Here is a 21,571-nt window from a genome sequence, read left to right on the forward strand (position 1 = left end):
AGCAAATATAAAGATTTCTTTATATTTGTAATTATATTACAAACTTCACATAGTTGACAAGGTCAGGCGGTCCCGAAGTTTCCTGATAGCTGGGCTGGGTCAATCCCTTGAGCCTCCCAAGCCATCTCCCATTTGTCGCCAGATTCCTGCTCAAAAATCCACTCCGGATCGCCTTGTGCAATCGACCAGCCATTTTGTGTAAGCTCGCTTTCGAGTTGATTGGGGTCCCATCCGGAATACCCCAGCGCCGAAACCCATTTTTTGGGCCCTTTCCCTTCCGCAATCGCTTTGAGCATCTCAACGGAACTACTAAGCCCCCAGCGATCACCGACCTGCAACGTTTCAAAATAATTGGCATCAAGGCTGTGTAATATAAAGCCGCGATTTGTTTCCACCGGTCCGCCGAGGTAAACATCGCGGTCCGGCAGAGTCGCGACATCAATATCAAATTGTTCCAATATGCCGTGGAAGGTGATGAAATCGGCAAGGGATCCGATATTTATACCCAAAGCCCCGTTATGATCATGCGAACATATCGCGATGATGGATCGGGCAAAGCGCGGATCAGCCATACCCGGCGTTGCCAGCAGAAATTGTCCGGAGAAATATTGCGGTGAAATCATCGGCTGAACATAGAGAGTAGCGTCCCGCTAGGACAGAGCGAATTTATCAATGCAAACAGCTTGCATTTCATCATCTTGTCACCAACATTATGCAGGAATGAAGCCGCACTGGCTAAATCATCAAAAGGAGCAATGAAATGATCAATAAAGGCGATAAAATTCCTGAGGTAAATCTCGTCAAGGCAACCGCAGATGGCCCGGAACAAGTGGCCTCGAGCGATTATTTCGCTGGCAAGAAAGTGGCACTTTTTTCTGTGCCAGGCGCATTTACGCCAACCTGTTCCGCCAAGCATCTCCCAGGCTATGTCGAAAAAGCGGCTGAACTCAAAGCCAAAGGCGTCGATGAAATTGCCTGCACCGCAGTCAATGATGCCTTTGTGATGGGTGCGTGGAACAATGCAGCAGGATCAGAAGATATCACCATGCTTGCGGATGGTAATGGCGAATTTGCCAAAGCTGTTGGCCTTACAATGGATGGGTCCGGCTTCGGCATGGGTACTCGCGGCCAGCGCTTTTCGATGATCGTCAATGACGGCGTGGTCGAAGAAGTGAATGTCGAGGCACCAGGCGACTTCAAGGTCAGCGCAGCAGAATATATGCTCGATCAGCTTTGATCGTTTCAACGGATAAAAAAAGGGCGGAGATTGGTTTCTCCGCCCTTTTTCGTTTTACCACCCGCAGCTTTTCCCTGCGTTTTCTTTCTTCAGCCAAGTCATAAGCGGCGCAAAATAGCTGATCATTGCCGATCCATCCATTTCACGCTTGCCGGTAAAGGCTTCAAGCGCGTCTGGCCACGGCTTCGACGCGCCCATTTCGAGCATCGCGTTCAGCTTCGCGCCTACTTTCTTGTTGCCGTAGAACGAACAGCGATGCAGCGGGCCTTTCCAGCCAGCAGCGTCGCATGCCGCTTTGTAGAACTGGAACTGTAAGATACGCGCGAGGAAATAACGCGAATAGGGCGTGTTGCCGGGTATATGATATTTCGCTCCGGCATCAAACGGCGCATCCGAGCGATCTTCCGGCGGCGTAATGCCCTGATATTGCAGTTTCAGATCGTGCCACGCCTTGGTGTAATTATCGGGCGTGATATCGCCAGAGAACACCTGCCACCGCCATTTATCGACCAATAGGCCGAAAGGCAGAAACGCAACTTTGTCCATCGCCTGACGCAGCAACAAGCCTGTGTCTTTGTCCGCATTGGGAACCTTGCCTTTATCGAGCAGGTCCACCTGTACCAGATATTCCGGCGTAATCGACAATGCGATCATATCGCCAATCGCCTCGTGAAATCCGTCATTGGCACCATCGAGATGCAAATAGCTCTGCTTGTTATAGGCGCGCTGATAATAGTTGTGGCCAAGCTCATGGTGGATGGTCGTGAAATCGTCGCCATTCACCTTGATGCACATTTTGATGCGGATATCATCCACATTGTCGATATCCCATGCGCTGGCATGGCAGACAACTTCGCGGTCGGCAGGCTTGGTAAATAGCGACCGTTGATAGAAAGTTTCCGGCAGCGGATCAAAGCCTAGGGACGAGAAAAACCCCTCACCCGCTTTGACCATTTTTATTGCATCATAGCCTTTGGCCGTGAGCAACTCGGTTGTATCAAAACCAATATCCCCTGCCCCTGCCGGTGCGACGATATCATAGATATTGCCCCATTCTTGCGCCCACATATTGCCGAGCAGATCAGCACGGATCGGGCCGGTTGCGGGCTGCACGTCATCGCCATATTTCTCATTGAGTTTTTCACGCGTGTAACAATGCAGTTCATCATAGAGCGGTTTCACCTGGCCCCAAAGCTTGTCGGTCAATTTGGCGAAATCGTCTGCTGGCATATCATAACCAGAACGCCACATCGCGCCAACGTCGGCAAAGCCCAGCTCCTTCGCGCCGTCATTGGCGATTTCGACCATCCGGGCATAATCGTCTTTCATCGGGCCACCGACCTGCGTGTGCCAGCTGGTCCACATTTCCTTGAGCTCTTCGGGATTGCGGTTTGTCCCCATCGCGGCTTCAATGTCGGAACCGTTGATTTCCTTGCCGTTCAAGGTTCCCTTGCCCTTGCCGTAAGCGGAGTTGAGCTTGGTCGCAATAGTGTTAAGTTCCGTCGCAGCGCCTTCCGTTGTAGGCGCAGGCAAAACGATCCCGCCACGCAATTTGTTCAGCTTTCGTGTGGTAACGGAATCAAGACCTTTTACATTCTTATATTTTGCCGCATCAATCGCCGCCTGAACCGACATGGTGGTTCCTTGAGCCCCCACTTTCGCCGCCAAAGCGTCCGTGTCATCCGTGATATAGGTCGAGTTAATCCAGTATGTGCGGGCAGCATCGACCGAGAAATCAAACATCTTCTGCTCGGTTTCTTCGACAAATTTCTTTGCATCTTCCGCAGTTGGCGGGGCCTTGTCTGCCATTGCGCCTTCTTCATGATGTTTGGCTTGCGCAGGCGTGGTAATTGCCATGGCGGCAAGGGCAAATATTGATACTGCGGTTTTCATGGGTCGATCCTCTACTCAATTGACTTTGGTATGAATTGAAACTTTATTGCGTGAGCGTCAAGCGCGACTTTCGCTTCTCCGCCAGATCAAGGCGGCGATCATGCCTATGGTCCCCGCAACAAAACTCAACGATTTCAGCGGCTGGCAAAATCCTGCAATTCCAGCGAGTAGGTCGCTTCCATTGTTCTGTAAAAGCTGGATGATTTGGCTGATGGTTTCAGTATAGTCGAACGCACCGAACAGAAAATATGCGACAACGCAAAACAGCCCGAGTTTCTTGAGCGATGGAGAGCGGGCTTCTTGCCATATCAGCCGCCCGCCGATGATACCCCCGCTCATATAAAGACCTATGAAAACGAGATCGCCGATCATCGACCACTTGGCGTAGTTGATTTGACCCAAAGCAGCCCAGCTTGCCTGAATTGCATTTACTCGTTCAGCGGTGGTCGCACTCTGGTGATCCAATATGCCTTGTGGAGCGACATCGGTCATTAGTGGACCGCTTGTCACAACAAGCATCGCAAAAACAGCCAAACCGCCGAGCCAGAATATCCAGAAATATTTCCAGTGCATTAGTCCCGACATGTTCTTCCCGCCTTACGTTGTTAAAAAACGAACCAACTCAAACCCCAGTTCCGGCTTTGTAACACAACTCATATGGGTTCCGGGAATTTCTACGAGCTGTCCGCTCAGTAATGCATCTGCCAATTTTTGAGGATCGCCATTGTCGCGGTCTTCCGCGCCGCATAGCACCAGCACCGGCATCGGGATTGCATCGAGAGCATCAGGTTCCATATCGGTAAAACTTCCCAGCAAATGCGCCGCAGCGACGGGATCAATCTTCTGGCTTTTCATGAACTGGATCGCAAACCAATGCGGATCGCCGCGCTTGGCCGTATCGCGCAATTCTATTGCCTTGAGGAAAAAATCACGTCGGCGTTGCCAACCTGCAAGGCCCTCCAGGCCCATGCCAGCCAATATCGCTTTGCGGGGTGTCAGGCCCTGTGTGAGGAGCTTGGCAGTCGTGCGAGCGCCGAGGGAAAAGCCGCCCAAATCGTAATCTGTTAACTCCAGATGCGCAATGAGGGCGAAAGTGTCCTTGACCAGCACATCCGCAGGATAGGCGGTAGGATCATGCGGCGCATCGCTTTGACCGTGCGCACGCAGATCAGGCATGATGACGCGAAACCCGGCGTCGGCCAGTGTCGCCGCATGACCGAATTTGATCCAGTTGGTGTCGGCGTTGGAGAACAGGCCGTGGAGCAGGATGATCGGTCGGCCTACTCCCATCTCGTGGATTTTGAGGTTTACGTTATCAAAGGATGAGAAGTGCCAATCAGATAAGTTCACTGATCGGGACCCACATATTTGATCCATTCCTCGTTAGATTGCGGTTGCGTTTCTAACGACGGCGTGCCTTCGGGAATGATGATCCAGGGCTGTTTGCTGGAAACCCAGAAATGCGCAGACGGGCTCATTTTCATGCTATCGTCCAGCGTTCCCACTCTCAAACTCACAACGCCGGGCCGCTGATCATTGGCTGCGTAGATACGCCCCAGACATTTCGCGCAGCCCGCTATTGTGCTTATTGCGCCGTTTGGTTGGATAACATGTCCTTCATTCAACTCGCCGACAACGGTCAAATCGGCCTCGGTCACCAGCATATGCATACTGAAGGAACTACCCGTCCGCTTCTGGCAGTCTGTGCAATGGCATGCATAGGGTTTCATCCGGAAACCGGGTTTCAGCGTATATTTCACCGCGCCGCAAAGACAGCCTCCGGTCAGTTCATCCGTCATGACTGATCCCAAAGTTGACCAATCTGCCACCAAGGATGCCTCTTTTTCTGCCATTTCCAATGTTGAAAACATTCGTTTGAAAGATCGCGGTAACGGCGGTGGGGCGAAATTGTGGCATAGCCTGAGCGTAACGTCTTAATGCGATTTAGAAAAGCTTCATTTTGTTCCTAAGTATCGTCGAGCTAAATCGTCATTGCGAGAAGCGATAGCGACGCGGCAATCCAAAGAGATAGAGCGATGCTCTGGATTGCTTGGCGCTGCTCGCAATGACAAAATTTCATTAAGCGGTAATTATGCCCTAACGCTCGGCGAGGCCCTTTTGCTTCATCCGCCAGACGGCAAGCTCAATGCGGTCCTGCCCGAAAAAAGGTTCGCCTTCAAAAACCAAAGTGGGCACGCCCCAATGACCCGAAGCCTCGAGCGCCTTCTGGTTATCGGCGATCTCGGCGTCCAGCTCTTCCGGTTGGGTATTGGCTTCAGCGCGCAGTTCATCCAGATTAACAGCAGCGCGTTCTGCAGCGCCTTTCAAATGGTCGCCTTCATTCCACCCCGGCGTTCCGCCCCAGATCAGCTGCGAAACCTCATTGGCAAACTCCAGCCCCTTGCCCCGCCGAGAGGCCGCCTGCCCCATGCGGGTCAGTTCGAAAATATAGGGTTGTTCCTCTGCAATCTTGCGGGTCTGGACATCCTGCACGATAGGATCTGGGTTGGGCGGCGCCAGCGGGATATCCATGAACTGCGCCACGCGAAAAATGTCCCGGAAGGTATAGCCGAGCCAGTTGGGATGGTTCTTTTCAAAAAAATCCGGATCACGGATCGCCAGCGGATAGACAAAGCGTTGGTTGATCCGGAGATCATATTTTTTAGTCAACTCCACATATCGCCGCGTAGCGAGATAGCTGTAGGGCGAACGGAAGGACCAGTAAACGTCTGCGGTGTGTGTCATAGCCACGATATTACATATCCGTCATCCAGGTTAAAGCGGGAATTTGCCTACCCCGAATGAGTTGAATGACGGGGAAACTATTTTGACAGCGCCAGAAATTGATCGATGCGTTTAACGAGTTTGGCCGCACCCGTTGCGTAGGGATCAACGAAGATTATTTTCCCCGATTTCAGCTTTATCGTGTAACCGCGCAGCAGCGAGAGGCGGGCGCTGGCGATTTCCTGAAAGTCGATTTCCCGCTCCCCGCCCTGATCCTGTCGAAAGACAACACGTTGGCCGCGGAACCGGATTGCGAATTTCAGAACGCGGCGCACTTGCCAGATTGCCAGCAGGGTTCCAACCGAAAATGCCAGCAGAAGCCAGCCCAAAATCCGCATCTGCTCCGCCCCGTCCGTCCGCGACGAACCGACAAACAGCCAGATCCAGCCGAACAATCCGATAAGTACCAAACCCAACGCCAATGCAGTCCAGTGCAGGGCCGAGGGTCGCAGATGCACCCACCCGGCCCTGACGCGCGGCGCCCTGGCGTTCAACCGGACGAGATCGACAACAATCATACTGGCGACCAATCCGCAAACCAGATTGATTAGAATTGACATTGCGTAAGTTTAGCGAAGTAAATTTACCAAATGATTATAGCCATGAAATTCTACCAGCATTAAATTCGTTCGCAACCGAACTGCCGGTCTCTTAACTAGGGTGTCGCGGCGAGCAAAGCCGGCCAAAGATCAAAGCCCATCAACGCTCTTGCTGACCAATATGTTCACCGCAACACGGCGATTCTGCGCCTTGCCTTCTGGGGTTTCATTGTCCGCCAGTGGATCCGCTTCGGCCATTCCGGTGGGAGTGAGCATGCGATAGGGTTTCCAGCCGCAGGCTTGCTGGAGATGGTTCACGACGCGGCTCGCCCGCCGTTCGCTTAGTGTCTGGTTATACTCCTGGCTGCCAACCGAATCGGTGTAGCCAACAACGAGCAGCAGAGCATTGTCCATCGCTTCGGCCTGATTTGCTGCGGCGCAAAGCTCGTTTTCGGCCTGTGGGGTGAGCTTCCACTTCCCGGTGTCAAAGTTCACGTTTGTCGTGCCCTTGATATTATACTTGTCAATGTCCCCCATTCGACCGCGCAAGGCCTCGGTCGCTGCTGTCTGTTCGGCAAAGCCCTGCGCCGTACCGTTGCGGATCATGCTGGCGGTCTTGAGGTCCTTGTTTTTTAGCTCAATCTGGCTGGCCACCAGTTCGCCGTTCCACTGCAAGGTGTCAACGGTAACTGGCAAACCGTTGAGCAGCGAATCTGCAGCAAGCTGATTGCGATTGAGGCCCAGGAAACCGCCACTGGCCTTGATCTTGGTGGTGTCATTGATGGCTACAATTGCCTGCGTGCCGTCATCGGCCGTGACTTGCAACCTGCCGGCGCTACGTGCTGAAATAATGCCTTTAAGCTCAGGCCCTTCGGTGGCCATAGTCGCATCAAATTCCGCTTGCTGGCCGGACACGATGATGTCTTCTCTACCAGCTTCCGGACCTTGCTGCTGCGCAGACACGCCCGTTGGCACCAATATGGCAAATGTGCCAAGTGCCACGGTGATTTTTAAACTTCTGGAAGTGACGCTCATTATTATGCTCCTTCAAACAATAAGAGCCCCCTATGTATTCGTAGGTTTTCACCCGACCGAACCTGTGATCACGCGTCCGGCTATCAGTTTTCTCTTCATCTCGCACTGCAAGATGAGCTGCATGGAAGCCCTAATTGTTCAGTCCATCATTTCTGACACATGAACGCGATCGACGATATTGCCCGTTTTACGGGTAATCCGAGCGTATCGTGCGGCGAACAGATACTGACTGCGAACAGGTGCGATCACCGGTCAGCAGAATCGCCGCGACAAATTGAGAAGCATTGCCCCAACTGGGTGGTCGGCTTGTCCTAGCCCTTTTGCAAATGCTTCCGCCCAAGCAACTCGGCAATCTGCACCGCATTAAGCGCTGCGCCCTTGCGGAGATTATCGCTGACGCACCAGATGTTCAGGCCATTTTTCACCGTCGGGTCTTCCCGGACGCGGCTGATGTAAGTGGCACCATCGCCGACACATTCTACCGGCGTCACATAGCCTTCATCCTCGCGCTTATCGACCAACATGATGCCCGGCGCGTCGCGGAGGATTTTCTGGGCGTCTTTGGCCGAGAGTTCCTTTTCAAACTCGATATTGATCGACTCGCTGTGTCCAACGAATACCGGAACGCGGACGCAAGTAGCCGTGACCTTGATCCTGGAATCGAGGATTTTCTTGGTTTCGACGACCATCTTCCATTCTTCCTTGGTCGAGCCATCGTCCAGAAAAACATCGATATGCGGAATTACGTTGAACGCGATCTGCTTGGTGAACACGCTGTTGGTCTTGGGATCACCAACAAAAATCGCTCGGGATTGCTCGAAAAGCTCATCCATGCCGCCTTTGCCTGCGCCGGAAACCGACTGATAGGTGGAGACAACCACGCGTTTGATCACGGCCGCATCATGGAGCGGCTTTAACGCCACAACCATTTGAGCGGTCGAGCAATTGGGATTAGCGATGATGTTGCGTTTCTTATAGTCATCAATCGCTTCGGGGTTCACCTCAGGAACGATTAGCGGCACATCGGGGTCCATCCGGTACAATGAGCTATTGTCGATCACCACACAGCCTGCAGCAGCCGCTTTCGGCGCATATTCCTTGGCGGAATCAGACCCGGCTGCAAACAATGCAATATCCCAGCCAGCAAAGTCGAAATGCTCGATATTTTTGACCTTGAGCATCTTGTCGGTATCGCCGAGTTCAATCTCCATGCCCTGCGAGCGCGATGATGCGACCGCGGCGATCTCGTCAAACGGAAACTCGCGTTCAACCAAAACGTTCAGCATTTCACGCCCGACATTGCCTGTGGCGCCTACGACTGCAACTTTGTAACCCATGAAACTTTTCCTGCATATAATATGAAAACAGCCGGTTATCCATCTGGAAAACCGGCTGTTTGAAAACGTACTATGAAGCGTATCCTATTTCGCTTCGGCTTCCTTTTCAGCTGGCTTTGCTGCTGCCGGTTTGACTGTCGCAGCTGTATCCTTGGGCGCATTCAAACGACGTTCCGCAATACGGGCACGCTTACCAGTACGACCGCGCAGATAATATAGTTTTGCACGACGCACGATACCACGGCGAACCACTGTAATGCTCTCAATATTGGGAGAATAGAGCGGAAACACACGCTCAACACCTTCGCCGAAGGACATTTTCCGTACGGTAAAGTTGGAGCCCATGCCGCGATTGGTGCGTGCGATGCAGACACCTTCATAATTCTGGGTACGAACGCGTTCGCCTTCAACGACGCGGACACCGACGCGCAGCGTATCACCGGCGCGGAATTCTGGAATTTCTTTGGACGCGGTAAATGCCGCGACTTCTTCTGCTTCAATCGTCTGGATCAGGTTCATGACCGATCTTCCTTATCTTTTTCCTGCGCACCAGAGGGCGACTGATCCGGAGTGTCCCTGTGACGCTCCCATAAATCCGGCCGCCTTAGCCGTGTATCTTCCTCTGCCCGTTGTTTCCGCCAAGCAGCTATTTTCGCATGATCCCCCGATCGCAAGACTTCAGGGATGATACGCCCTTCCCATTTTTGAGGTCGGGTATATTGTGGATATTCCAGAATTCCGTGTTCGAAACTCTCGTCATCTCCGCTAGAAGACGCGCCCATTACCCCGGGCAGCAGCCGAATGCAAGCGTCTAAAAGAACCAAAGCACCCATTTCTCCACCGGACAAGATGTAATCTCCGATCGAGACTTCCTCGATATTACGAGCTTCGAACAACCGCTCGTCAAAACCTTCAAAACGGCCGCAGATTATGGTGACACCAGGACCGGACGCAATTTCGCGGACACGCGCTTGGGTGAGCGGCTTTCCGCGTGGTGTCATGGCGAGGATGGGGGGCATTGGCGCGCTAATAGCCGTTCGTGCTGAGCCTGTTGAAGTACGACCGGCGGTGGCACCAACCTGTCCTTTGACAAGCTCAGGACGAGCGGTATCGCTTGCCGTAACCTGTTCCGCGATCCGCTCCACCGCAAAATCCAGAGCTGCCGCCATGACGTCAGCCCGCAAAACCATCCCGGCGCCGCCACCCGCCGGCGTGTCATCGACCGATTTATGCTTATCCGTCGCAAAATCGCGCGGATTTATGGAGTTACAAGCCCACTTCCCCTCCTCCAGCGCTCTACCCGCCAGCGATGTACCAAGCGGTCCGGGGAACATTTCCGGGTAAAGGGTCAGGATTTGGGCATTAAAGGTCATTTGCCTCTCCTGGAGTTTATCCAGACGAAGGCTGTGATGAAACAGACAAAGAAGCTCGCAAAAAAACCGACGCCGACGCCCACCGTCATCGCCAGCATTCCGCCGCTGTCGCAGATGTCAACATCCGTGCATAGGTCAGATTGTATCCACCATATTCCATAGAGCCAGTAGAGGAAGGTCAACCCTGGCACCGGTAAACTCGCCCAAAAAGGCAACCACGCCCTGTTTATATCCGGGTAGCGCCGTGTTGCGACGACAATGAATCCAATCGTAAACAAAATTAAAAACAGGATGGTTGAAACCAGTATCATGAATTGGCTCAAACTATGGCATCAGGCCCAAGTCAACCAATTCTTCAGCATTGCTCGCTATACTGCCCTCATGAATATCGAGCAGATCCTCCGCATCGGGTATAATTTTACCAATCTGTCCTCCCGGCGGAAACGGAATGCGCGCAGCCGCCATGCCAACCGGATTGAGCTGGGAAACATTGTCGGACCCTCGCGTGCCAAACAGGCTGCGGGATGGGGGTTTTACCTGTTTACGGCGGTGCTGAGCATCTGGCTGTTCGTCTATATCAGCGGCCTGTTCCCCTATCTCGGATATGAACACCGCACCCATCATTATCACAAATTTTCCAGCAACGAGGGCGTTGTCTCGTCATCACTGGGGCCAAACAGCATGTTTCTGGTCAAGGGACAGACGGCCTTTTACGACTATGACATGAAGGTCACCAAACAGACGAGCGGGATGTGGCTGGATATCCGACCGATTTATGAAATCGGCATATCCGACAATGCGAAATGGATTCATGGCGACCAGCAGGGACGCTGGGAATATGAAGTCCCCGAAACCGGCGTCTACAGCTTCAAGCATGACGTCAATCACCGCGCGTTTGACAGTAAGGTGACCTATGATGTGAGCTGGGGTGCTTATTGAGTATGGGATTTAAGCGTTTGGACGTTTAATCCCGTTCATGCAGCAACCGTCCAGTTCTCGACGTTTAACTCCGGTATATCGCCAAAATCCGCTTCATTATTCGTCACCAATGTCAAATCAAGCGACAAGGCCTGCGCGCCGATCAGGCGATCATAGCTGCCGCGTTTGAAAGAGAGCCGTGAATAGACTTCGGCCACTTCCTGATCAAACGGCAATATCGGAATGTTTGTAAAAAACGCTCTGGCCTGTCCGACTGCATCAAACCTTTGTGCCCCAAATATAACTTCAGCATAGACAATAGCCGACGTAACAATTTGCCCTACAAAACAATTTGTAAAACGGTTTGCCGCAATTTCGGATTTTCCTTCAAGCAGGTAAATGCAGATATTGGTATCCAGCAGAAATTCTGGTTCAACCATTCCTGTCTTTCTGTTCAGACCAACTGCGGCTCTTCTGTTCAAACGGCAGGCGCTTTATCCCTTTGATCGATCCGTAGAGCCCGTCCAAACTCAGCTTTTTCGGTTTATTTGGTACCGGCTCCGCAATATAACGCCCATGCACTTCGCGCAGGATCATTTCGGTACCTTCCTTTATTCCCAGCGCTTTGGGGAGCCGTAAGGCAACGGAATTGCCGGATTTGAATACCTTTCCGCGGTAATTTTTGTCATTGCCCTGCGTAATTTTTTCTGATTTGCCCATAGCGAACTCCGTATATACATTAAGTATATACAAAAATATGGCATCAGTCAATCAGGAGGATTCAACAAACTCCGCCATCACAATCGCCGGATCGCTGCGCATATCAACCGCCTTAGCCGGGACCATGAATTTTTTGCCGCTGGGGCGTTCTATTTCGATCACATCGCCAGCGCCGAATTCGTAGATCGCGAATAATTTGCCCAGTTCTTCGCCGTTGTCAGAAACACAGCGCAGGCCGATTATGTCGATATGATAGAATTCATCTTCCTCGAGCGCAGGCAGGGCAGAACGCGGGACAGTGAGTTCAGTACCGCGCGCCGCCTCTGCGCCATTACGGTTGGTGATTTCAGCAAAGCGCGCAATCGCTCCCATTTTATGGGGTTTGACGGATTTCAGCGTCAGTTTTCCGACGTTGAACGTCTTGTGCGGTTTGAGGCTGTCGAGACTATCGCAGAACAGCTTGAGCCGGACTTCCCCGGTCACCCCATGCGCGCCAATAATGACGGCAAGGGGGACGGGTTTGTCGGCATCGACAGTCATAATAATCCGTTCGTGCAGAGCCTGTCGAAGCACATTTGCGCGCCCCACTGTCCTTCGACAAACTCAGGACGAATGGAGAGCGCAAACGCCAATTGGTTAGCCTTCAGCCTTGTCTTCGGCGGCTGCGTCTTCAGCAGGAGCTTCTTCGGCCTTAGCTACTTCTGCAGGAGCGGCTTCTTCAGCGGCAGGCGTTTCTTCCGCAGGCGTTTCCGCAGCAGCTTCTTCTACTGGAGCTTCTTCAGCAGGAGCTGCGGCAGCTTCTTTCGCTGCTTCTTCAGCCGCCGCTGCTTTTTCCGCTTTTTCTTCTACGCGTTCTGTCGCTTTTTCGCCTGGCTTGCCCTTGTTCGGGTTGTTGCGTGCTTCACGCTTCAACAAGCCTGCAGCATCGAGAAAACGGGCGACGCGGTCAGACGGCTTGGCGCCGATGTCCAGCCAATGTTTCGCACGCTCGGTATCAAGCACCACACGCTTTTCATCATCTTTTGCGAGCAGCGGGTTGTAGCTACCGATGCGTTCGATAAACTTGCCGTCACGCGGCGCGCGGACATCGGCGATCACGATCTTGTAATAAGGGCGCTTCTTGGAACCGCCACGGGACATTCTCATTGCTACTGACATAAATAAACCTTTCTAAAAACGTATAAATTCAGATTGTTGGAGTCATTTCTTCTTATTCAATAAATTCTGCAGATCAGCTGGAAGGCCGCTCATATCCGGCAAGCCCGGCGCTCCGGCCATTCCACCGCTTTGGCCGCCCATGCCCGCACCAGCAGCACCGCCACCGCCGCCAAACATCGACATCATGCCTTTCAGTCCGCCCATTTTGCGAATGCGCTTCATCGCTTTGGCCATTTCCTGATGCATTTTCAGGAGCTTGTTGACATCTTGCACGGTGGTGCCAGATCCTTTGGCAACGCGCACTTTGCGTTTGGCATTCAGCAAACCGGGCCGCATGCGCTCTTTCTTCGTCATGGAACCGATGATGGCATCCATCCGCAGCAGCACTTTATCATCCATCGCGCCACCAGCCATCGCGGCCTTGGCTTTCTTCATACCCGGCATCATTGACGCCAAGGCACCAAGCCCGCCCATTTTGGTCATTTGCCGAAGCTGGGTTCGCAGATCATTGAGATCAAACTCGCCCTTGGCCATTTTGGCCGCCAGCGCCTCTGATTCTTCCTGATCGATCGTCGCAGCGGCTTTTTCAACCAGGCTGACAACATCGCCCATGCCAAGAATACGACCAGCAACCCGCTCTGGATGGAATTCTTCCAGCGCATCGATTTTTTCGCCAACACCGACAAATTTTATTGGCTTGCCCGTTATAGAACGCATCGATAGTGCCGCACCGCCGCGTGCATCACCATCCATACGGGTAAGAATGACACCGCTCAGATCGACCTGATCGGAGAAGTTTTTCGCAACATTGACCGCATCCTGACCGGTCAGTGCATCGACAACGAGCAGAATTTCCTGCGGAGTAGCGATGTCGGCAACCGCTTTCATCTCGTCCATCAATTGCTGGTCAACGTGGAGACGGCCTGCGGTATCGAGAATTAGAACATCAAAGCCCTGCAATTTTGATGCCTGCAGGGCGCGTTTGGCGATTTCAACCGGCTGCTGGCCTTGAACAATCGGCAGGGTTGCAGCGCTTATCTGCTCGCCCAAAACAGCCAATTGCTCCTGCGCTGCGGGACGATTGACATCGAGCGAGGCCATCATGACCTTCTTGTTGTCCTTGTCTTTCAGCCGTTTCGCCAGCTTGGCGGACGTGGTCGTTTTACCCGAGCCCTGCAAACCAACCATCATAATGATGGCGGGAGGCGCGACCGAGAGGTTAAGTCCGCTAACTTCCGAACCGAGCATCTCGGTCAGACCATCATTGACGATCTTGACGACCTGTTGACCGGGCGTGACTGACTTTAATACCGATTGACCGACGGCCTTCTCGGTAACTTTTTCTACAAATTCTTTAACAACGGGAAGGGCGACATCAGCTTCCAGAAGCGCAATACGTACTTCGCGCATCGCGCTGCGAACATCTTCTTCCTTCAGCGCTCCGCGTCCACGCAGCTTGTCAAAAACTCCGCCAAGGCGGTCGCTTAATTTATCAAACATGTCACCGCCCTTTCTTTCCAAAGCCGCCGGAAGCGGCTATAAATTATTGAAACGCAAAAAACGCCGGTGGGCGAAACCTCGCTAACCGACGTGTGAGCTTTTTGAACTCTATGTTAGTCTTGCGGCTCCTAGAAACCGCTTTGTTTGGGTCACATAGTCGATCCTTCAACCGCTCGCAACCCCTGAATTCCCGTAGATGAACCACTGTTAACCAGAAATTGAGGATTGTCATGGCATTGATTAGCTTCAAATCAGTGGGAAATGAACATGGGGCAAGAAAAGTCCGACACTAAAACGCCGAAGTCAAAAAACAATCATGTGATAACAGCCAGTCGCGATGCGATTGCCGGCCTCGTTGTTATTTTTGCAATATTGATGTTTGTTGGCACGGGCGGCACAGTTCTTACCGAAACCGTTCAGGCTCTATCCGGATATGGTGGTGGTGCGGATAACATGCTGGTTTCGGCATTTCTGCTCAACATTGCCCTCATATTATTTGGCTGGCGTCGATATCGCGATTTGTCGGCAGAAGTTACTGAACGCACTGCTGCAGAAGAACGCGCACATTCCTTGGCTGTGACGGACCCCCTCACAGGATTTCTCAACCGCAGGACGATAACCGAGAAGACATCGGATATGATTGCTGCGGCGAAGAAGAAGAACAAAAGCATCACCTTTTTGATGCTCGACCTCGACAACTTCAAGAACGTGAACGATGTTCATGGTCATAGCGCCGGTGATGTCGTACTGCGGGAAGTGGCTAATCGGGTTTCCAAAGTCGTACCGCCGAACAGCTTATTGGCGCGTTTGGGTGGCGATGAATTCGCCTGCGCGTTCATATTCGATCCGGATCAACCTGAAATGGTCGATCGCATCGCTGACGACCTGATTGATAGTATCGCTTCTCCGATCGTTGAAAATGGCAACCATCTTGTTGTTACCACCTCTATCGGCATGTCTCGTTTTGATTTTGAATCAGAGAGCGTTGATGTGCTAATGCGCCGTGCGGACATCGCAATGTACAGCGCCAAAAAGCAGGGCCGTAACCGCTTCTGCTGGTTCGATAATTCGATGGAGCAGGAACTCCAGACACGTAACACGCTTGAATCCGGTATGCGTTCCGGCATTCCAAAGGGCGAATTTGTGCCATATTATGAGCAACAAATTGACCTTGCGACCGGTAAACTGACCGGCTTTGAGATGCTCGCACGCTGGGAATCTCCAACGCAAGGCTTGGTTTCTCCCGAAGTGTTTATTCCGATCGCTGAAGAAACCGGAATGATCGGCGATCTTTCTCTGAGCATTTTGCGTCAGGCTTTCGACGATGCAAAAAACTGGGACCAAAGCCTCACGATTTCAGTGAATATTTCACCGATTCAACTGCTTGATCCCTGGTTGGCGCAGAAAATCGTGAAGTTGTTGGTCGAAACCGGTTTCCCGCCAAACCGGCTTGAAATTGAAATCACCGAAAGCTCATTGTTCGAAAACCTCAGCCTTGCGCAGTCCATTGTGGGCTCGCTGAAAAACCAGGGCATTCGCATTGCACTGGATGATTTCGGCACCGGCTATTCTTCGCTTGCCCACTTGCGCGCCCTGCCCTTTGACCGCATCAAAATTGATCGCAGTTTCGTTTCGTCGATTCTGGAGAACTCTGAAAGTGCAGCCATCGTGAAGGCAATTACTGGACTGGGCGAAAGCCTGGGCATGCCGATCACGGCCGAAGGCATTGAAGACAAAGAAATCGAAAATGAACTTCGCAACATTGGCTGTGCAAAAGGTCAAGGCTGGTATTACGGACGGCCGCTCTCAACCGAGCAAACGCGCAAAATTCTTGCAGAGCGGAACTTGCTTCCCTCACAGCGCGCCGATGAAATCGCAGTTGGATCGAACTCCAGCAACGATCCCATCGTTCCCTTGGCTGTACCGCAACAAAAAGTCGGCTGAAGCAAAGTTCCCTAATTTCTGAATCGCTGGACTTGCTGCCCCTGCATCCCTAAATCGCCCTCATGACGCTAGGGCAATTCCATAAAATGCATGGGCTGGGCAATGACTTTGTGGTTATTGACGCGCGCGAGTATGCGCTTGAGATATATCCTGTGCGTGCGGCTGCAATTGCCAACCGGAAAAACGGCATCGGTTGCGATCAGCTGATCGTTCTGCGCAGTTCCGATAAAGCCGATGTAAAAATGCAGATATTCAATGCAGACGGCAGCGAAGTGGAATCTTGCGGAAATGCAACGCGCTGCGTTGCCAAACTGCTCGGCGATACAACTTCGATAGAAACCGAAGGCGGCATGCTGCTGGGGAGAGCAATCGACGGTGGTGCTATTGTCGATATGGGCAAACCACGCTTTGAATGGGAAGCCATTCCCCTCGCCTACGCTATGGACAGTCTTCACATGCCTATCGGATGGGAAGATTTGCATGATCCGGTGGTGGTAAATGTGGGCAATCCTCATGTTATTTTCTTTGTTGACGATATCAATAATGTACCGCTGGAGCGCCTTGGCCCGATCATCGAAGTCGATCCCGTTTTTCCTGAAAAGGTAAACGTCAATATTGCCCATATTTCAGGCAATAGTATTTATCTGAGAGTCTGGGAGCGCGGCGTCGGCGTTACATTGGCCTGCGGAACGGGCGCTTGCGCCACCGCTGTGGCGGCTATCAGACGCGGTTTGGTGAAAGGCCCGGTCGATGTTCATCTCCCCGGCGGAATATTGAATATCGCCTGGGAAGATGGCGGCTCGATATCCATGCAGGGCCCGACAACCTATGTGTTTTCCGGCGAAGCCGATTGGAACAATTTCGGATGAGCGGTCCGGAAATCATCAGCATGGGATGCCGTCTTAACATCGCGGAAAGCGAAGCTTTGCGGCAAAATTTGATGGCAAACCAGATATCCGGAGACAATCTGGTTATCGTCAACAGCTGCGCGGTGACCAACGAAGCCGTCCGTCAAACCCGTCAGGCAGTAAGGCGCGCAAAAAAGGCCAATCCGGACAAGAATATTGTGGTGACGGGGTGCGCTGCCCAAGTCGATCCCAAGATGTTTGCAGACATGCCGGAAACTGCCGGAGTGGTTGGCAATTTCGACAAATATGATGCTGCCAATTTCAAATTTGGACTGGAGAGCAATCAGCCTGACATCCGGGTTTCGGATATCATGCAGGTTCGGGAGACCGCGCCGCACATGGTTAGCGCCTTTTCTGATCGGTCCCGGGCGTTTGTGGAAATCCAGAACGGCTGCGATCATCGCTGTACATTTTGCATCATACCCTATGGCCGTGGAAACAGCCGGTCGGTGCCTGCCGGTCAGGTAGTCGATCATGTCAAAGCGCTGGTCGATCAGGGCTTTCAGGAAGTCGTTCTCACCGGTGTCGATGTGACCAGCTATGGACCTGACCTGCCCGGCGCGCCAACGCTTGGGCAACTTGTCGAGCGGGTAATCAAACATGTGCCAGATTTGCCAAGGCTGCGGCTGTCATCGCTCGACGGTATCGAAATTGATGACCGTCTGTTCGCGCTTTTGACCGAAGAACACCGCATCATGCCACATGTGCATCTCTCGCTGCAATCGGGCAATAACATGATCCTCAAGCGCATGAAACGGCGGCACCACCGCGAGCAAGCCATTGAGCTGGTAGAGCGATTGACCGATGTCCGGCCGGACATCGCAATCGGCGCGGATATTATTGCCGGCTTTCCGACAGAAACTGAAGCCATGTTCCAGCAGAGTCTCGATATTCTCGACCAATGCAAAATCGTGCATGGACATATTTTCCCTTATTCGCCGAAGCGCGGGACACCCGCTGCCAAGATGCCGCAAGTGGATGTTAAAATCGTCAAGCAACGCGCAAAAATATTGCGAGGCAAGGTTGCCAAAAACCTTGCGACTTGGCAGGAAGGCCTTGTGAATTCGAAGCAATCTGTGCTGGCAGAACTAGGCGGAAAATCAGGCTATACCGAGAGTTTTGCAAAAATTTTTCTTGAGCAGCCAGTTCCTGAAGGTCAGATTATTCCGGTGCAAATAATAGCCCATAATGACAAAAGATTGATCGGAAGGCCCACAGCATGAGCGAGACCCCGGGCTGGAAGGATCGCTTGTTTGGTGGTCTCAGCAAAACATCTTCTCGCCTGAGCGAAAATCTTACCGGACTCGTGACCAAAGCGAAGCTCGACGAGGCGACATTGGACGATATTGAAGATGCGCTCATCATGTCCGATTTGGGGCCTGCCACGGCGGCATCCATCCGCGAGAAACTGGCTGGAGAGCGCTTTGAAAAAGGGCTTACCGAGGATGCGGTGAAACAGATCATCAAGTCCGAGATTGCCGCGATATTGGAGCCAGTGGCTTCGGCGCTGGAAATCGATGCTTTTCCACGCCCGCAAGTGATTCTGGTGATCGGTGTCAATGGATCGGGAAAAACCACCACCATCGCCAAGCTCGCGCATTTGTTCCTCGAGCAGGATTACGGCGTAATGCTCGCTGCCGGTGACACTTTTCGCGCCGCAGCCATTGGTCAGCTCAAAATATGGGCAGAGCGGCTTGGTGTGCCGATTATCAGCGGTCCTGAGGGCGGCGATAGTGCCAGCATCGTCTACGATGCGGTAAAACAGGCGACGGCGACCGGCATTGACGTGTTAATCGTCGATACAGCCGGGCGACTGCAAAACCGCGCCGAGCTTATGGATGAGCTAGATAAGATCCGGCGTGTGCTTGGTCGGCTCAATCCGGCTGCTCCGCACGATATTGTTTTGGTGCTTGATGCAACGACCGGCCAGAACGCCTTGTCCCAAATCGAGGTGTTTAAGGAAGTAGCAAAGGTTACCGGCCTAATCATGACCAAACTCGACGGAACAGCGCGCGGTGGGGTGCTCGTTGCCGCTGCCAAACAATTTGATATGCCAATCCATGCGATTGGCGTTGGAGAAACACTTGATGATTTGCGACCTTTTGATCCGGAAGAAGTGGCTGCAGCCATTGCAGGAATCAGAGAATGACTGAGCGTACGACCACAAACGACTCAAATGACGCAGAAAAACCTGCTGAACACAAAGGCCTAAGTTTTGCGCTGGATTTCGGGCCGCTGCTGATATTTTTTCTGGCTTATAAATTTTCAGGCATCATAGCCGGAACAGCCGCCTTCATGATTGCCATCATCATCGCCGTCATCGTCTCCAAATGGAAAATCGGCAAAGTGTCCCCCATGCTTTGGATTTCAGCGGTGCTGATCATCGGTTTTGGCGCGCTCACCATTTATTTTAACGATCCCGTCTTCATTCAGCACAAGCCAACCATCATCTACGCCGGCTTCGCAGCGATACTGATATTCGGGTTGTTGCGCGGCAAGGCGATGCTCAAATATTTGCTTCAGGCAGCATTTGAGGGACTGGATCAGGAAGGCTGGATGAAGCTTTCCCGCAATTGGGCTCTGTTTTTCGTAGCTATGGCGGTCGCCAATGAAATCATGGTTTTCACTCTGAGTTTTGATACGTGGCTGACCGTTAAGGTCTGGGGCATGACGGTGGTGTCGTTCGTATTTGCGATGGCGAATATCCCGATGCTGATGCGCCATGGCTTGGCGATTGAGGAAACGGCGGACCCCAGCCAGGAAATTCCACCTCAGTAAAAAACCGCACCCCTTGCAGGAGCGCGGTTTCTCGAAGCTCTTTAAAAACTAACCTTGATCAGCGCGGCTAACGCCTTCTCCATCGAGGTTTTTGGCGACAAAATCCCAGTCAATCGCATTGTCGAGCAATGCTGAAACATAATCAGGGCGCATATTCTGGTAATCCAGATAATAGGCATGTTCCCAAACGTCGAGCGTCAGCAGAGGTTTCATATCGTGAGCAATGGGGGAATCGGCGTCATGTAAGGACGTGATTTCAAGCTTGTCGCCGTTTAATATCAGCCATGCCCAACCATTTGAAAAATGGCCAACGGCTTCCGCTTTGAATTTTTCCTTAAATTCTTCAACCGAGCCAAAGTCAGCTTCAATACGGGACTTGAGGTTAGCCGGTATTTCTTTCTTTTCAGGACTCAAACAGAGCCAGTAGAAACTGTGGTTCCAGACTTGCGCTGAATTGTTAAACAGTCCGCCGTCTGCGGTTTTTACAATTTCAGAGAGTTTCTTACCTTCATGGGCCGTGCCGGCAATCGCATCGTTGGTTTTGGTGACATAGGCATTATGATGTTTGCCATGATGATAGTTGAATGTCTCTTCGGAGATCAGATCACCGAAATCAGTTTTGCCATAGGGGAGCGCGGGAAGTTCAAAAGCCATTGGGGGTTTCTCCATATTGGGTGTGTTCGATGATTATACGCATAGGGAAAAAATTGGGTGCTTTGCACCTGTCTTTTTACTCGTATTCCAAAGCAATACCCCTTTCATAGTGACATTTGCCGCATGTAAGCATATTATTTCACTGATATTACAAACAATCCTTGGGGGAGAAATAATATGGCAAAGTTTTTTGGAAATTTGAATCTAGTGCTGCTGGTCGGGCTTATCGCAGCTATTGCACTGATGTTTGGCATGCATGGCGATTTGGTCACTGGCAATACAATCGGACGCTGGCTGCATCTGTTTTTTGGCGTGCTCTGGATCGGGCTGCTTTACTATCTCAACTTTGTCCAGGTCCCTTTGATGCCGAGCATTCCAGATGAACTGAAGCCCGCCGTTGGCAAGCATATCGCGCCGAAAGTATTATTCTATTTCCGCTGGGCAGCGCTGTTTACCGTGGTAACCGGTCTCTATGTGGCTTGGGCCACAGGCTATGTGCATCAAGCACTTATGTTGAAAGAACCCTTCCAGATGATAGGCGTCGGGATGTGGATGGCGATCATAATGGCTGCCAATGTGTGGTTCATCATCTGGCCAAACCAGAAAAAAGTGCTTGGTTTTGTGGACGCTGATGCTGACGCGAAGGCTGCTGCCGCCAAAATAGCAATGATGGCATCACGGACCAATGTGCTGCTGTCGCTGCCCATGTTCTACGCGATGGTAAATGCCAATCACGGCTAACCATTGTGGTATCATGAATACGGAAAAGGGGTCGATTTTGACCCCTTTTTTT

26 protein-coding genes are annotated in these 21,571 nt (G+C 52.1%); 9 read left to right on the top strand and 17 right to left on the bottom strand.

The genetic code is table 11. The features are described from left to right. Positions 1-62 precede the first annotated feature (62 nt). On the bottom strand, positions 63-623 hold the full coding sequence (locus HF685_RS02515; RefSeq protein WP_168818159.1) for a YqgE/AlgH family protein: 561 nt from the start codon (positions 621-623) through the stop codon (positions 63-65). A 137-nt stretch (positions 624-760) separates the two neighbouring features. On the opposite strand from HF685_RS02515, the gene HF685_RS02520 reads away from it, so the two are divergent. Next, entirely contained in the window at positions 761-1,237 is a 477-nt protein-coding gene (locus HF685_RS02520; protein ID WP_168818160.1) for a peroxiredoxin, read from the top strand. Between the two features lie 54 nt (positions 1,238-1,291). Here the strand turns inward: HF685_RS02520 and HF685_RS02525 are convergent, their stop codons facing one another. From HF685_RS02525 to HF685_RS02540, 4 genes are read right to left on the bottom strand one after another with little or no spacing between them, the layout of a single operon-like run. Beyond that, entirely contained in the window at positions 1,292-3,130 is a 1,839-nt protein-coding gene (locus tag HF685_RS02525) for a M2 family metallopeptidase (protein ID WP_168818161.1), read from the bottom strand. A 57-nt stretch (positions 3,131-3,187) separates the two neighbouring features. Further along, positions 3,188-3,715 carry a hypothetical protein gene (locus tag HF685_RS02530; protein WP_168818162.1) on the bottom strand — a complete coding sequence of 176 codons (528 nt, stop codon included), beginning with the start codon at positions 3,713-3,715 and terminating at the stop codon, positions 3,188-3,190. 12 nt (positions 3,716-3,727) lie between these two features. After that, positions 3,728-4,480, bottom strand: coding sequence for an alpha/beta fold hydrolase (locus HF685_RS02535; protein WP_425500169.1), 753 nt, complete (start codon positions 4,478-4,480; stop codon positions 3,728-3,730). Beyond that, complete coding sequence (locus HF685_RS02540; protein ID WP_211051318.1) at positions 4,477-4,929, bottom strand: GFA family protein; 453 nt, start codon at positions 4,927-4,929, stop codon at positions 4,477-4,479. The genes HF685_RS02535 and HF685_RS02540 overlap by 4 nt, the downstream gene beginning before the upstream one ends. Here HF685_RS02540 and HF685_RS16060 point away from each other — a divergent pair. Further along, positions 4,928-5,068 (top strand): hypothetical protein, encoded by a 141-nt coding sequence (locus HF685_RS16060; protein ID WP_211051321.1) that lies wholly within the window; start codon positions 4,928-4,930, stop codon positions 5,066-5,068. The genes HF685_RS02540 and HF685_RS16060 overlap by 2 nt on opposite strands. A 159-nt stretch (positions 5,069-5,227) precedes the next feature. Here the strand turns inward: HF685_RS16060 and HF685_RS02545 are convergent, their stop codons facing one another. The 6 genes from HF685_RS02545 to trmD form a co-directional block, all read right to left on the bottom strand. Continuing rightward, positions 5,228-5,875: a 2-hydroxychromene-2-carboxylate isomerase gene (locus HF685_RS02545; RefSeq protein WP_168821134.1), complete on the bottom strand. Its 648-nt coding sequence runs from the start codon at positions 5,873-5,875 to the stop codon at positions 5,228-5,230. Between the two features lie 77 nt (positions 5,876-5,952). Further along, on the bottom strand, positions 5,953-6,474 hold the full coding sequence (locus tag HF685_RS02550) for a hypothetical protein (protein WP_168818165.1): 522 nt from the start codon (positions 6,472-6,474) through the stop codon (positions 5,953-5,955). Between the two features lie 129 nt (positions 6,475-6,603). Continuing rightward, on the bottom strand, positions 6,604-7,488 hold the full coding sequence (locus HF685_RS02555; protein ID WP_168818166.1) for an OmpA family protein: 885 nt from the start codon (positions 7,486-7,488) through the stop codon (positions 6,604-6,606). Positions 7,489-7,799: 311 nt separating this feature from the next. Next, positions 7,800-8,825, bottom strand: coding sequence for an aspartate-semialdehyde dehydrogenase (locus tag HF685_RS02560; RefSeq protein WP_168818167.1), 1,026 nt, complete (start codon positions 8,823-8,825; stop codon positions 7,800-7,802). Positions 8,826-8,909: 84 nt separating this feature from the next. Then, a complete protein-coding gene (gene rplS / locus HF685_RS02565; protein WP_168818168.1) occupies positions 8,910-9,344 on the bottom strand; it encodes a 50S ribosomal protein L19 in 435 nt (144 codons plus the stop codon). Beyond that, the gene (gene trmD / locus HF685_RS02570) at positions 9,341-10,198 is read right to left on the bottom strand and encodes a tRNA (guanosine(37)-N1)-methyltransferase TrmD (RefSeq protein ID WP_168818169.1); all 858 of its coding nucleotides are present in this window, start codon (positions 10,196-10,198) and stop codon (positions 9,341-9,343) included. The genes rplS and trmD overlap by 4 nt, the downstream gene beginning before the upstream one ends. A 309-nt stretch (positions 10,199-10,507) precedes the next feature. Here trmD and HF685_RS02575 point away from each other — a divergent pair, with 309 nt between their 5' ends. Then, positions 10,508-11,137 (top strand): hypothetical protein, encoded by a 630-nt coding sequence (locus tag HF685_RS02575; RefSeq protein WP_168818170.1) that lies wholly within the window; start codon positions 10,508-10,510, stop codon positions 11,135-11,137. Between the two features lie 35 nt (positions 11,138-11,172). On the opposite strand, the gene HF685_RS02580 is transcribed toward HF685_RS02575, so the two are convergent. From HF685_RS02580 to ffh, 5 genes are all read right to left on the bottom strand, one after another. After that, positions 11,173-11,556: a type II toxin-antitoxin system VapC family toxin gene (locus HF685_RS02580; RefSeq protein WP_168818171.1), complete on the bottom strand. Its 384-nt coding sequence runs from the start codon at positions 11,554-11,556 to the stop codon at positions 11,173-11,175. Then, a complete protein-coding gene (locus tag HF685_RS02585) occupies positions 11,549-11,836 on the bottom strand; it encodes an AbrB/MazE/SpoVT family DNA-binding domain-containing protein (RefSeq protein ID WP_168821136.1) in 288 nt (95 codons plus the stop codon). The genes HF685_RS02580 and HF685_RS02585 overlap by 8 nt, the downstream gene beginning before the upstream one ends. A 51-nt stretch (positions 11,837-11,887) precedes the next feature. Next, complete coding sequence (gene rimM, locus HF685_RS02590) at positions 11,888-12,376, bottom strand: ribosome maturation factor RimM (RefSeq protein ID WP_168821138.1); 489 nt, start codon at positions 12,374-12,376, stop codon at positions 11,888-11,890. Positions 12,377-12,472: 96 nt separating this feature from the next. Beyond that, a complete protein-coding gene (rpsP, locus tag HF685_RS02595; RefSeq protein ID WP_168818172.1) occupies positions 12,473-12,994 on the bottom strand; it encodes a 30S ribosomal protein S16 in 522 nt (173 codons plus the stop codon). A gap of 42 nt (positions 12,995-13,036) precedes the next feature. Next, complete coding sequence (gene ffh / locus HF685_RS02600; RefSeq protein ID WP_168818173.1) at positions 13,037-14,494, bottom strand: signal recognition particle protein; 1,458 nt, start codon at positions 14,492-14,494, stop codon at positions 13,037-13,039. Positions 14,495-14,761: 267 nt separating this feature from the next. Between ffh and HF685_RS02605 the strand changes: the two genes are divergently transcribed. From HF685_RS02605 to ispZ, 5 genes are all read left to right on the top strand, one after another. Further along, complete coding sequence (locus HF685_RS02605; protein ID WP_246218712.1) at positions 14,762-16,438, top strand: putative bifunctional diguanylate cyclase/phosphodiesterase; 1,677 nt, start codon at positions 14,762-14,764, stop codon at positions 16,436-16,438. 62 nt (positions 16,439-16,500) lie between these two features. Next, the gene (gene dapF / locus HF685_RS02610; protein ID WP_168818175.1) at positions 16,501-17,307 is read left to right on the top strand and encodes a diaminopimelate epimerase; all 807 of its coding nucleotides are present in this window, start codon (positions 16,501-16,503) and stop codon (positions 17,305-17,307) included. After that, positions 17,304-18,569 carry a tRNA (N(6)-L-threonylcarbamoyladenosine(37)-C(2))-methylthiotransferase MtaB gene (gene mtaB, locus HF685_RS02615; protein WP_168818176.1) on the top strand — a complete coding sequence of 422 codons (1,266 nt, stop codon included), beginning with the start codon at positions 17,304-17,306 and terminating at the stop codon, positions 18,567-18,569. The genes dapF and mtaB overlap by 4 nt, the downstream gene beginning before the upstream one ends. Continuing rightward, positions 18,566-19,495: a signal recognition particle-docking protein FtsY gene (gene ftsY, locus HF685_RS02620; protein ID WP_168818177.1), complete on the top strand. Its 930-nt coding sequence runs from the start codon at positions 18,566-18,568 to the stop codon at positions 19,493-19,495. Before mtaB ends, ftsY begins: the two co-directional genes overlap by 4 nt. Further along, positions 19,492-20,124: a septation protein IspZ gene (gene ispZ / locus HF685_RS02625; protein WP_168818178.1), complete on the top strand. Its 633-nt coding sequence runs from the start codon at positions 19,492-19,494 to the stop codon at positions 20,122-20,124. Before ftsY ends, ispZ begins: the two co-directional genes overlap by 4 nt. Before the next feature lie 48 nt (positions 20,125-20,172). Here the strand turns inward: ispZ and HF685_RS02630 are convergent, their stop codons facing one another. Then, a complete protein-coding gene (locus HF685_RS02630; protein WP_168818179.1) occupies positions 20,173-20,778 on the bottom strand; it encodes a superoxide dismutase in 606 nt (201 codons plus the stop codon). A 177-nt stretch (positions 20,779-20,955) separates the two neighbouring features. On the opposite strand from HF685_RS02630, the gene HF685_RS02635 reads away from it, so the two are divergent. After that, positions 20,956-21,519 carry a urate hydroxylase PuuD gene (locus HF685_RS02635; protein WP_168818180.1) on the top strand — a complete coding sequence of 188 codons (564 nt, stop codon included), beginning with the start codon at positions 20,956-20,958 and terminating at the stop codon, positions 21,517-21,519. The last annotated feature ends 52 nt before the right edge of the window (positions 21,520-21,571 follow it).

The sequence above is a fragment of the Parasphingorhabdus halotolerans genome (assembly GCF_012516475.1).
Lineage (GTDB): Bacteria > Pseudomonadota > Alphaproteobacteria > Sphingomonadales > Sphingomonadaceae > Parasphingorhabdus > Parasphingorhabdus halotolerans.